Consider the following 11,411-nt stretch of genomic DNA (forward strand, 5'->3'; position numbering starts at 1 on the left):
GCAGCACCTGTTCAATAATCCACCCGTGCGAGGTCAGGCCATGAACATCCCCACTCCACCGGAAACACCCGATCCCAATATCGACGACCCGAGCCTGCCGCCACCCGTGCCGGAACAAGAGCCGGACGAACTGCCGATCAAGCCGACCATGCCGCCGACGGTGGGTGACCCGCCGAGTGAAGAATCACCGGTGAAGGCTTAAGGGTAGACCCAATGTCGAAACAGGGATTGGGGGGCGACGCGGTGGGTTCGCCGTGAAATGTATAGCGCCTGTGAAATCGAGCGCCGCGCGGGCGGCGCTCGATCTCGGCCCCAGCAAACATCCCACGACAAGCCCTACCAGCCTCACGCAGTCACACCTGCAATCTCCGCCACACTGATCTCCCTCATCCGAAACTTCTGCACCTTCCCCGTCACCGTCATCGGAAACTCGTCGACGAAACGGAAATGCCGCGGCACCTTGAAGTGGGCAATGCGCGCCTTGCACCAGGCCTGAAGCTCTTCAACCGTGGCACTGTGCCCTGGGTGCAGCTTGATCCAGGCAACGATTTCCTCGCCATAACGGCTGCATGGAATACCGACCACCTGCGCATCGGCTACCGCCGGATGGGTGTAGAAAAACTCCTCCAGTTCCCGCGGGTAGATGTTCTCGCCACCGCGAATGATCATGTCCTTGTTGCGCCCGACGATGCGCACATGGCCGTGCTCATCCATCACCGCCAGGTCGCCCGAATGCATCCACCCCGCCGGGTCGATGGCGTCCGCCGTGGCCTGGGGGTTGTCCCAGTAGCCGAGCATCACGCTGTAGCCGCGGGTGCAGAGTTCGCCGATCTCGCCGCGAGGAACGATGCAGCCATCGGCGTCCACCAGCTTGGTCTCCAGCTGTGGCTGGGTGCGGCCGACCGTGGTCACGCGCAGTTCCAGTGCGTCATCCGGGCCGGTCTGCAGGGATACCGGGCTGGTTTCGGTCATGCCGTAAGCGATCTGCACCTGGGCCATGTGCATCTGGTCGATGACCCGGCGCATCACCTCGATCGGGCAGGTGGCGCCGGCCATGATGCCGCTGCGCAAAGTGGAAAGATCCAGCTGCTGCCGTGACGGGTGATCGAGCATGGCGATGAACATGGTCGGCACGCCATAGAGAATGCTGGCGCGCTCCTCGGCCACGGCGCGCAGGGTGAGTTCGGCGTCGAAGGCGTCGTTGGGGTAGACCATGGTGCTGCCGTGGGTGATGCAGCCGAGGTTGGCCATGACCATGCCGAAACAGTGGTACAGCGGCACTGGGATCACCATGCGGTCGCGCTCGGTCAGGCCCAGGCTTTCGCCGACCATGAAGCCGTTGTTGAGGATGTTGTAGTGGCTGAGTGTGGCGCCCTTGGGTGCGCCGGTGGTGCCGGAGGTGTACTGGATGTTAACCGGCTGGTCGAACTGCAGGGCCTGCTGGCGTGCAATGTAGGCTTGTGCCGCAGTTTGCCCTGCCCTTTCGGCCAGTGTGTGCCAAGGCAGGAAGCCGGCAGGCGGCTTGGCCGCCAGGCTGATCACCCCGCGCAGGTCCGGCAGACGCTCGCAGTCAAGTTCACCAGGCGCAACGTGGGCCAGTTCTGGCGCCAGTTCCTGAACCATGGCGTGGTAGTCGGAGGTCTTGAAGGCATCGGCACACACCAGCCACCGGCAGCCGGACTGGCGTAGTACGTACTCCAGTTCACCCACGCGGTAGCCCGGGTTGATGTTGACCAGGATCGCACCGACCTTGGCGCTGGCCACTTGCAGAATGCACCACTGGGCACAGTTGGGTGACCAGATGCCGACCCGGTCGCCCGTGTTCACGCCCAGGGCCATCAGGGCGCGGGCGTGCAGGTCGACCTGTTCGGCCAGCTGCCGCCAGCTGTAGCGCAGGCCCTGGTGGCGCACCACCAGCGCTTCGCCGTCGGTGCAGCGGGCCACGGTGGCATCGAAGGCCTGGCCGATGGTCTGGGTCAGCAGCGGTTGGTCCTGGCGACCGCGGGTGTAGCTTGGTTGACTCATGGGTGTCCCTTCTTGTGGTTGTTCTGGGCACGGCTGAAGCGAGCTGGGAATACTCTGGCGCAGATTTACGTTTACGTAAAGGTGATGAGTGGATTGACAGTGACGGATGGCAGGTTTACGTTAACGTAAAGGTGATGAACGACACCTGGTTTGCCGGCGCACCGCCGACCCTGTGGGAGCGGGTTCACCCGCGAATGCGATCATTCAGGCAATGACGGTGGTCCTGCTGAAGCATTCGCGGGTGAACCCGCTCCCACAGGGCCGGCGCAGAGCCCTTGAGCTACGGTGTAACCCAATTTCAAGAACAAGAAGGTGCTCCCCCATGCATTACCCCTCTCTGAACTTCGCCCTGGGCGAAACCATCGACATGCTCCGTGACCAGGTGCGCACCTTCGTCGCCGCCGAGCTGGCCCCACGCGCCGCGCAAATCGACCACGACAACCTGTTCCCCGCCGACATGTGGCGCAAGTTCGGTGACATGGGCCTGCTGGGTATCACCGTGCCCGAAGAGTACGGCGGCGCCGGCCTGGGCTACCTGGCCCACGTGGTGTCGATGGAAGAAATCAGCCGCGGCTCGGCCTCGGTCGCCCTGTCCTACGGCGCGCACTCCAACCTCTGCGTCAACCAGATCAACCGCAATGGCACTCACGAGCAAAAGCTCAAGTACTTGCCAAAGCTGATCAGCGGCGAGCACATTGGTGCCCTGGCCATGAGCGAGCCCAACGCCGGTTCCGACGTGGTATCGATGAAGCTGCGCGCCGAAAAGCGCGGCGACCGCTACGTGCTCAACGGCAGCAAGACCTGGATCACCAACGGCCCCGACGCCAATACCTACGTGATCTACGCCAAGACCGACCTGGACAAGGGCGCGCACGGCATCACTGCGTTCATCGTCGAGCGTGACTGGAAAGGCTTCAGCCGCAGCAACAAGTTCGACAAGCTAGGCATGCGCGGCTCCAACACCTGCGAGCTGTTCTTCGACGACGTCGAAGTGCCGGCAGAAAACATTCTCGGCCAGCTCAACGGCGGCGTACGGGTGCTGATGAGCGGCCTGGACTACGAGCGCGTGGTGCTCTCCGGTGGCCCCACCGGCATCATGCAAAGCTGCATGGACCTGGTGGTGCCTTATATCCACGACCGCAAACAGTTCGGCCAGAGCATCGGCGAGTTTCAGCTGATCCAGGGCAAGATCGCCGACATGTACACCCAGCTCAACGCCAGCCGCGCCTACCTGTATGCCGTGGCCCAGGCCTGCGACCGTGGCGAGACCACCCGCAAGGACGCCGCCGGGGTGATTCTGTACACCGCCGAACGCGCCACGCAAATGGCCCTGGAAGCGATCCAGATTCTCGGCGGCAACGGCTACATCAACGAATTCCCGGCTGGCCGCCTGCTGCGCGACGCCAAGCTGTACGAGATCGGTGCCGGCACCAGCGAAATCCGCCGGATGCTGATCGGTCGCGAACTGTTCAACGAAACCCGCTGAGCACAGGGGACGGGCGCACATGGCTACCTTGCACACCCAGATCAACCCGCGTTCGGCGGAGTTCGCCGGCAACAGCGCGGCCATGCTCGAACAGGTCCAGGCCCTGCGCGGCCTGCTCGCCCAGGTGGCCCAGGGCGGCGGGCCCAAGGCCCAGGAACGGCACACCTCGCGTGGCAAACTGCTGCCACGCGAGCGCATCGACCGCCTGCTCGACCCAGGCTCGCCGTTCCTGGAGATTGGCCAACTGGCCGCCCATGACGTGTACGGCGAAGAGGTACCGGCCGCGGGCGTGATCGCCGGCATCGGCCGCGTCGAAGGCGTGGAATGCATGATCGTGGCCAACGACGCCACAGTCAAAGGCGGCTCCTATTACCCGCTGACGGTGAAGAAACACCTGCGCGCGCAAACCATCGCCTTGCAGAACCGCCTGCCGTGCATTTACCTGGTGGACTCCGGTGGCGCCAACCTGCCGCGCCAGGACGAAGTATTCCCCGATCGCGAGCACTTCGGGCGGATCTTCTTCAACCAGGCCAACATGAGCGCACTGGGCATCCCGCAGATCGCCGTGGTGATGGGCTCGTGCACCGCTGGCGGTGCCTACGTGCCGGCCATGGCCGACGAAGCGATCATGGTGCGCCAGCAGGCGACCATCTTCCTTGCCGGGCCGCCGCTGGTGAAAGCGGCAACCGGTGAAGTGGTGAGTGCCGAGGACCTGGGCGGTGCCGATGTGCACTGCCGCACCAGCGGCGTCGCCGACCACTACGCCGACAACGACGAACACGCCCTGGCCATCGCCCGGCGCAGCGTCGCCAACCTCAACTGGCACAAGCTCGGCAAGCTGCAGCGCCAGGCCCCTGTGGCGCCGCTTTACCCTGCCGACGAGCTGTACGGCGTGGTCCCGGCCGATGCCAAGCAGCCATTCGACGTACGCGAGGTGATCGCGCGTCTGGTAGACGGCTCGGCGTTCGACGAGTTCAAGGCGCTGTTCGGCACTACCCTGGTCTGTGGCTTCGCCCACCTGCACGGCTACCCGGTGGCGATCCTGGCCAACAACGGCATCCTCTTCGCCGAAGCCGCGCAAAAAGGCGCGCACTTCATCGAACTGGCCTGCCAGCGCGGTATCCCGCTGCTGTTCCTGCAGAACATCACCGGCTTCATGGTCGGCAAGAAGTACGAAGAAGGCGGCATCGCCAAGCATGGCGCCAAGCTGGTCACCGCCGTGGCCTGTGCCCAGGTGCCGAAATTCACGGTGATCATCGGCGGCAGCTTCGGCGCCGGCAACTACGGCATGTGTGGCCGTGCCTACGACCCGCGATTCCTGTGGATGTGGCCCAACGCGCGCATTGGCGTGATGGGCGCCGAGCAGGCCGCCGGGGTGCTGGCCCAGGTCAAGCGCGAGCAGAGCGAGCGCAGCGGCCAGGCCTTCAGCGCCGAGGACGAGGCCAGGCTCAAGCAGCCGATCCTCGACCAGTACGAGCATCAGGGTCACCCTTACTATTCCAGCGCCCGCCTGTGGGACGACGGTGTCATCGACCCGGCGCAGACCCGCGACGTGCTCGGCCTGGCGTTGTCCGCCGCGCTGAATGCGCCGATCGAACAGAGCCGCTTCGGCATTTTCCGGATGTGACCCATGAGCGATTTCAGCACCCTCGAAGTGACCCGCGACCCGCGCGGCTTCGCCACCCTGTGGCTGAGCCGCGAGGACAAGAACAACGCCTTCAACGCGCTGATGATCCGCGAGCTGATCGTGGCCCTCAACCAGCTGGCCGAAGACACCAGCCTGCGCTTTTTGCTGCTGCGCGGCCGTGGCCGGCACTTCAGCGCCGGCGCCGACCTGGCCTGGATGCAGCAATCGGCACAGCTGGACTTCAACACCAACCTCGATGACGCCCGCGAACTCGGCGAGCTGATGTATGCCCTGCACCGCCTCAAGGCCCCGACCCTGGCCGTGGTGCAAGGCGCCGCCTTCGGTGGCGCGCTGGGCCTGATCAGCTGCTGCGACATGGCCATCGGCGCCGAAGACGCTCAGCTGTGCCTGTCGGAAGTGCGCATCGGCCTGGCCCCGGCGGTGATCAGCCCGTTCGTGGTCAAAGCCATCGGCGAACGCGCCGCGCGCCGCTATGCCCTGACCGCCGAGCGTTTCAGCGGCGTGCGTGCCCGCGAGCTGGGCCTGCTGGCCGAGGTGTACCCGGCCGCTGAACTGGACGCACAGGTGCAAGCCTGGGTAAGCAACATGCTGCAGAACAGCCCGCAAGCGCTACGCGCCACCAAGGACCTGTTGCGCGAAGTGGACGACGGCGAACTCAGCCCGGCCCTGCGCCGCTACTGTGAAAACACCATCGCCCGCATCCGCGTCAGCGCCGAAGGCCAGGAGGGCCTGCGCGCCTTCCTGGAAAAACGCCGCCCCGCCTGGCAAATCGACGACAAGAAGGAGCCGCGCCCATGAGCCGCCCCGCTTTGACCACCCTGCTGGTCGCCAACCGTGGCGAAATCGCCTGCCGGGTGATGCGCACCGCCAAGGCCATGGGCCTGACCACTGTCGCGGTGCACAGCGCCACCGACCGTGACGCCCGCCACAGCCGCGAAGCCGACATTCGTGTCGACCTGGGCGGCAGCAAGGCTGCCGACAGCTATCTGGTGGTCGACAAGATCCTCGCCGCGGCTAAAGCCAGCGGCGCCCAGGCCATCCACCCAGGCTATGGGTTCCTCTCCGAAAACGCAGGCTTTGCCCGCGCCATCGAAGCAGCCGGGCTGATTTTCCTCGGCCCACCGGCCAGCGCCATCGATGCCATGGGCAGCAAGTCGGCAGCCAAGGCGCTGATGGAAGACGCCGGCGTGCCGCTGGTGCCCGGCTACCACGGCGAAGCGCAAGACCTGGACACCTTCCGCGCCGCCGCCGAACGCATTGGCTACCCGGTGCTGCTCAAGGCCAGCGCCGGTGGTGGTGGCAAAGGCATGAAAGTGGTCGAGGAGGAGAGCCAGCTGGCCGACGCCCTGGCCTCGGCTCAGCGTGAGGCCCAGTCGTCGTTCGGCGATGCGCGCATGCTGGTGGAAAAGTACGTGCTCAAGCCACGCCACGTGGAAATCCAGGTGTTCGCCGACCAGCACGGTAACTGCCTGTACCTCAACGAGCGCGACTGCTCGATCCAGCGCCGCCACCAGAAGGTGGTGGAAGAAGCGCCAGCGCCAGGCCTGTCGGCCGAGCTGCGCCGGGCCATGGGTGAGGCGGCGGTACGCGCGGCCCAGGCCATCGGCTATGTCGGTGCAGGCACCGTCGAGTTTCTGCTCGACGCCCGTGGCGAGTTCTTCTTCATGGAGATGAACACTCGCCTGCAGGTCGAACACCCGGTCACCGAAGCCATCACCGGCCTCGACCTGGTGGCCTGGCAGATTCGCGTGGCCTGCGGCGAGCCACTGCCGATCACTCAGGAACAGGTGCCGCTGATCGGCCATGCCATCGAGGTGCGGCTGTATGCCGAAGACCCGGCCAATGAATTCCTGCCGGCCACTGGCAAGCTGGTGCTGTACCGTGAGTCGGCACCGGGTGAAGGCCGCCGGGTGGACAGCGGGGTCAGCGAAGGTGACGAGGTATCGTCGTTCTACGACCCGATGCTGGGCAAGCTGATTGCCTGGGGCCAGGACCGCGAGCAGGCACGCCTGCGCCTGCTGGCGATGCTCGACGAATTCGCCATTGGCGGGTTGAAGACCAACATCGCCTTCCTGCGCCGGATTCTCGCGCACCCGGCCTTCGCCGCGGCCGAGCTGGATACCGGGTTCATTCCACGCCATCAGGCCACGCTGTTGCCGCCACCACAGGCTTTGCCTGCGGGCTTCTGGGAAGCAGCGGCTGAGGCCTGGCTGCAAGGCGAGGCGCAGCACCAACGGGCCGACGATAGCCGCTCGCCGTGGGCCGAGCGCAACGGCCTGCGCCTGGGGTTGCCGGCACGCAGCAGTCTGCATCTGGTGAGTGGTGGCGAACGCCAGGCGGTCGCCCTTGAGCGCAGTGCTGCTTCGACCTGGCAGCTGCACGGCGAACAGCTGGGCCACGACCAGGGGGGTATGCGTCGCCGTCATCTGGCGGTGCGCCGCGGTGGCACGCTGTTCCTGCGTTGGGATGGCGAGATGCATGCAGTCGAAACCTTCGACCCGATCGCCGAGGCGGAGGCCAGCCACAGCCATCAGGGCGGGCTGGGTGCGCCCATGAACGGCAGCATCGTGCGGGTGATGGTGGCGCCTGGGCAGGTCGTGGAGGCTGGCACTGCACTGGTGGTGCTGGAAGCGATGAAGATGGAGCACAGCATTCGTGCGCCCCATGCCGGGACAGTGAAGGCCTTGTTTTGCCAGGAAGGGGATATGGTCAGCGAGGGTGCCGTGCTGGTTGACCTGGCCGAGTGAGGCATACAGGGGCCGCTTTGCGGCCCTTTCGCGACACAAGGCCGCTCCTACAAGAGACCGCATTTTCCTGTAGGAGCGGCCTTGTGTCGCGAAAGGGCTGCGCAGCAGCCCCTGCAATCTAGAAGGCCCCGTGCACCCGCACGACTACCCCGAGAAACTCGCAACCCGCTTCACATACCAGCGTCGGATAACTGCCGTTCAGCGCCTTCAGGTACTGTTGCCCACCCTCCTCGGCCAGCTCACGCAGAATCGCCGTCTTGCCCGGCTGCCGGGCAATCACCAGCCGCCCCGGCTCTACCTCCAGCCCTGGGTCCACCAAGATCCGCATGCCCTGCGGCACACTGCGGCCACTGGCCGAGCTCATCGCATCATTTTCCACGGTCAGCCAGAACGCCTTGCCCTGGGCCAGGTAGTCGGTCTGCTCGAATACGCCAGGCGCGGCAATTTCTGCAGCGCTCAGCTCATCCCAGGCCAGCACAGGGTAGCGGAAGCACACGATGTATTGCATGAGGTCCAGGTCGTCATCGCTGTCACCCACTTCGTAGAGGCCACGTTCCTCGCCAACCTCACCGTGAATGCGCAGCTGCAGGCTGACGCTGTAGTGGGGCATACCAATCTCGACAAACGTGCGATTCATCGACTCGATCTTCGGCTGCCGCCGCTTGTTCACCCAATGGCCCACGCTGCCTTGAGACACACCAACGCGCTCGGCAAGCTGCTCTTGAGTGAGGCCTAACTCCTCCATCCGGTCACGGACGAGGGCAATCCATTTATCCATATTCATCGCTGGCACGATACGGACTGGCTTCTGGCGCTCAATAAACATTCTGTATTATTTATTAAAGTTCACAAAAATACTTCAGGTATTACCATCAGGCAGAACCCTTTCCCTACAGGCTCTAGCAGGTATCAGGATGAAACCACCGAAAGACGACGTAACAGATTTAGACAGCGAAGCGGCCCGTCGCGCCCTCGACTACTACCTGAACCCCAACCCCACGCGCCCCAGCGCGCACACTCAGATCTGGACCTTGCACGCCGGCGTCACCGCCGAGCAGGCCCAGGACCACGCCATCGAGCTGCTGCGCTGTGCTGCCGCCACCGCCCACGAAACCGCCACCCACCAAGAGGGCAGTACCCGCGAGCTGACGTTCGCGCTGATGCACATGATCGATATGGCCAGAGCCCTGCTGGAGCACAGGCGCGCCCTGCAGAACGGGCTGTAGGTAAAAGCAGAAGGGAGAACGTGATGGCCGGCTACCGGCGAAGGGCCCCGATTGCCGGGACAAGGAAGCGCACCGGTAAAACGTTTTTACCGGATAAATGAAAATTCATTTGACTGGCAAATGATAACGATTATTATTGCACTCAGCTGATCGCGAGATCTGCTGGATAACCCGGAGCTTAGGTCGCTCCAGATTATCTCCTCATCAGGCTAATCACGGTTTTTGACCCGGCTTTTTGCCGGGTCTTTTTTTTGGCTCTTCAGGCTAATGAAGATCGATGATGGCGCGGATGATAGCAAAAGTGTTTCAGAGCGTGAACGCTCATTACAAATCTTTGCGGAATCAGCACTTGAGAATCAATCTCGTTTTGACTACGCTGTTTCTGCATCAAGGACGATGCCCCCACCCCTACCCCGAGAGCAAGGAGCTGTCCATGAGCCGTCTGCTGCTGCCCCTTGAGCACCCCACGCCTGCCAGCGAGCATGCTGCCGAGAATGAGCTGCTGTACGCTCTCAAGCGCCTGCCCCGGCGCGTACAGCAAGTGTTCCTGCTCAACCGCCTCGATCAGCTGGACTTTGCCGGCATCGCCAAGCGCCTCGACCTCCCGCTGCTCAGCATCGAACGCAACATGAACCAGGCCCTGCAAGTGGCGCAACCACGCGGGGATGCACTGGCCAGTGTGGCCGGGCAATGGTATGTGCGGTTGCAAAGCCCCGACGTGACGTCGTGCGAGCGCATCGATTTTCGCCGTTGGCTGGATGCGGCACCTGCGCACTTGCAGGCGTTTCATGCTACCGAGCTGCGCTGGCGCAGCCTGCTCGCCCCGGCACGAGAGCTGGGCCACGATGGCTGGTATAGGCAAGGGCGTGCGGCCATTTCGGTGGGTGGGTGTTCGGTGGCAGTCGGGCTGGGTGTGGCTGCAGTGCTGCTGTTTGGCTACTGGGTGTGACTTGATACCCAATGGAGACGCAGCAACCTTGCCAAGCGGTGTACAGTAGCAGTCACAACAATGCCTAAGGAGTCTGGCAATGACCGTGACGCTGTCCCCCCTGAAAATCGACTGCGATTTCGATTCCGGCAACATCCAGGTACTGGATGCCAGCAACCCGGCCCAGGTGCGCCTGGCCATTCGCCCGGACACAAATAGCGGCCACTTCCAGTGGTTCCACTTCAAGGTCAGCGGCCTCACGCCGGGTCAGGTCCATCGCTTCAGCCTGGACAACGCCAGCGAGTCTTCCTACAAGAACGCCTGGAGCGGCTACAACGCCGTGGCCTCCTACGATCAGCAAACCTGGTTCCGTGTGCCGAGCCGGTTCGATGGCAAGGCGCTGTCGTTCGAGATCAAGGCCGAGCAGGCGCAGGTCTGGTTCGCCTACTTCGAGCCCTACCCGCGTGCACGCCACAACCAGCTGATCGAGCGCGCCCAGCAAATACCGGGCGTCGAGCTGCTGGCCCACGGACGCAGCGTGCAAGGCCGGGATATCCCGCTGCTGCGTGCCGGTGATGGCGCTGAAGGCAAACGCAAGCTGTGGCTGATAGCCCAGCAGCACCCTGGCGAGCACATGGCCGAATGGTTCATGGAGGGGGTGATCGACCGGCTGCAAGCCAATGACCCGACGGTTCGCAAACTGCTGGAAAAGGCCGACCTGTACCTGATCCCGAACATGAACCCGGACGGTGCCTTCCTTGGCCACCTGCGCACCAACTTCAAGGGCAAGGACCTGAACCGGGCCTGGCAAGATGCCAGTGTCGAGTTGACCCCGGAGGTGTTCTTCGCCCAGGCGCAGATGAAGCAGTACGGGGTGGATGCGTTCATCGATGTGCACGGGGACGAGGAAATTCCCCATGTGTTTACGGCGGCCTGTGAGGGCAACCCGGGATACACGCCGCGGCTGGCCAAGCTGGAGGAGCAGTTCCGCTCGACCTTGTGCAGTGTGACCAAGGACTTCCAGGCAGTGCATGGTTATACCCGGGACGAACCGGGGCAGGCCAATACCACGCTGGCGTGCAATGCGGTGGGGATGGCGTATGACTGCCTGTCGCTGACGCTGGAGATGCCCTTCAAGGACCATGACGATGCGCCGGAGCCGGTGGCCGAATGGTCGGGCGCGCGGTCCAAGGCGTTGGCCGGGGCGGTGCTGGAGACCTTGCTGAAGATGGTTGGCGATCTGCGCTGAGCAGGCCCGGCCTCTTCGCGGGTAAACCCGCTCCCACAGGATCACCACAGTCTCGGACATTGTGCAGTTCCTGTGGGAGCGGGATCACCACAGTCTCGGACA

Annotated in this window: 10 protein-coding genes; 8 read left to right on the top strand and 2 right to left on the bottom strand. The window is 64.0% G+C overall.

Going from position 1 to position 11,411, the window contains the following annotated elements; all coding sequences use genetic code 11:
• Nucleotides 1–40: 40 nt before the first annotated feature.
• Entirely contained in the window at nt 41–202 is a 162-nt protein-coding gene (locus H040_RS27435; RefSeq protein WP_177326710.1) for a hypothetical protein, read from the top strand.
• A 143-nt stretch (nt 203–345) separates the two neighbouring features.
• Here the strand turns inward: H040_RS27435 and H040_RS01340 are convergent, their stop codons facing one another.
• Nucleotides 346–2,025 carry an AMP-binding protein gene (locus H040_RS01340; protein WP_027919684.1) on the bottom strand — a complete coding sequence of 560 codons (1,680 nt, stop codon included), beginning with the start codon at nt 2,023–2,025 and terminating at the stop codon, nt 346–348.
• Nucleotides 2,026–2,347: 322 nt separating this feature from the next.
• Here H040_RS01340 and H040_RS01345 point away from each other — a divergent pair, with 322 nt between their 5' ends.
• From H040_RS01345 to H040_RS01360, 4 genes are read left to right on the top strand one after another with little or no spacing between them, the layout of a single operon-like run.
• A complete protein-coding gene (locus tag H040_RS01345) occupies nt 2,348–3,511 on the top strand; it encodes an isovaleryl-CoA dehydrogenase (RefSeq protein ID WP_027919683.1) in 1,164 nt (387 codons plus the stop codon).
• A 19-nt stretch (nt 3,512–3,530) separates the two neighbouring features.
• A complete protein-coding gene (locus tag H040_RS01350; RefSeq protein WP_027919682.1) occupies nt 3,531–5,138 on the top strand; it encodes a carboxyl transferase domain-containing protein in 1,608 nt (535 codons plus the stop codon).
• 3 nt (nt 5,139–5,141) lie between these two features.
• The gene (locus H040_RS01355) at nt 5,142–5,957 is read left to right on the top strand and encodes a gamma-carboxygeranoyl-CoA hydratase (protein ID WP_027919681.1); all 816 of its coding nucleotides are present in this window, start codon (nt 5,142–5,144) and stop codon (nt 5,955–5,957) included.
• Nucleotides 5,954–7,906 (top strand): acetyl/propionyl/methylcrotonyl-CoA carboxylase subunit alpha, encoded by a 1,953-nt coding sequence (locus tag H040_RS01360; protein WP_027919680.1) that lies wholly within the window; start codon nt 5,954–5,956, stop codon nt 7,904–7,906. Before H040_RS01355 ends, H040_RS01360 begins: the two co-directional genes overlap by 4 nt.
• A gap of 118 nt (nt 7,907–8,024) precedes the next feature.
• Here H040_RS01360 and H040_RS01365 read toward each other — a convergent pair whose 3' ends face one another.
• Entirely contained in the window at nt 8,025–8,732 is a 708-nt protein-coding gene (locus H040_RS01365; RefSeq protein WP_033696371.1) for a LexA family transcriptional regulator, read from the bottom strand.
• A gap of 88 nt (nt 8,733–8,820) precedes the next feature.
• Here H040_RS01365 and H040_RS01370 point away from each other — a divergent pair, with 88 nt between their 5' ends.
• From H040_RS01370 to H040_RS01380, 3 genes are all read left to right on the top strand, one after another.
• The gene (locus H040_RS01370; protein WP_027919678.1) at nt 8,821–9,132 is read left to right on the top strand and encodes a DUF6124 family protein; all 312 of its coding nucleotides are present in this window, start codon (nt 8,821–8,823) and stop codon (nt 9,130–9,132) included.
• A 433-nt stretch (nt 9,133–9,565) separates the two neighbouring features.
• Nucleotides 9,566–10,081, top strand: coding sequence for a DUF4880 domain-containing protein (locus H040_RS01375; protein WP_027919677.1), 516 nt, complete (start codon nt 9,566–9,568; stop codon nt 10,079–10,081).
• Nucleotides 10,082–10,160: 79 nt separating this feature from the next.
• Nucleotides 10,161–11,309 (top strand): M14 family metallopeptidase, encoded by a 1,149-nt coding sequence (locus tag H040_RS01380; RefSeq protein ID WP_027919676.1) that lies wholly within the window; start codon nt 10,161–10,163, stop codon nt 11,307–11,309.
• Nucleotides 11,310–11,411: the final 102 nt, after the last annotated feature.

It is taken from the genome of Pseudomonas sp. URMO17WK12:I7, assembly GCF_003269045.1.
GTDB classification, from domain to species: domain Bacteria; phylum Pseudomonadota; class Gammaproteobacteria; order Pseudomonadales; family Pseudomonadaceae; genus Aquipseudomonas; species Aquipseudomonas putida_J.

What these genes read in the sequence shown, in the direction of transcription:
- H040_RS01380 (WP_027919676.1), top strand. Translation starts at nt 10,161, where the DNA reads ATGACCGTGACGCTGTCCCCCCTGAAAATCGACTGCGATTTCGATTCC.
- H040_RS01345 (WP_027919683.1), top strand. Translation starts at nt 2,348, where the DNA reads ATGCATTACCCCTCTCTGAACTTCGCCCTGGGCGAAACCATCGACATG.
- H040_RS01350 (WP_027919682.1), top strand. Translation starts at nt 3,531, where the DNA reads ATGGCTACCTTGCACACCCAGATCAACCCGCGTTCGGCGGAGTTCGCC.
- H040_RS27435 (WP_177326710.1), top strand. Translation starts at nt 41, where the DNA reads ATGAACATCCCCACTCCACCGGAAACACCCGATCCCAATATCGACGAC.
- H040_RS01370 (WP_027919678.1), top strand. Translation starts at nt 8,821, where the DNA reads ATGAAACCACCGAAAGACGACGTAACAGATTTAGACAGCGAAGCGGCC.
- H040_RS01360 (WP_027919680.1), top strand. Translation starts at nt 5,954, where the DNA reads ATGAGCCGCCCCGCTTTGACCACCCTGCTGGTCGCCAACCGTGGCGAA.
- H040_RS01365 (WP_033696371.1), bottom strand. Translation starts at nt 8,732, where the DNA reads ATGTTTATTGAGCGCCAGAAGCCAGTCCGTATCGTGCCAGCGATGAAT.
- H040_RS01355 (WP_027919681.1), top strand. Translation starts at nt 5,142, where the DNA reads ATGAGCGATTTCAGCACCCTCGAAGTGACCCGCGACCCGCGCGGCTTC.
- H040_RS01375 (WP_027919677.1), top strand. Translation starts at nt 9,566, where the DNA reads ATGAGCCGTCTGCTGCTGCCCCTTGAGCACCCCACGCCTGCCAGCGAG.
- H040_RS01340 (WP_027919684.1), bottom strand. Translation starts at nt 2,025, where the DNA reads ATGAGTCAACCAAGCTACACCCGCGGTCGCCAGGACCAACCGCTGCTG.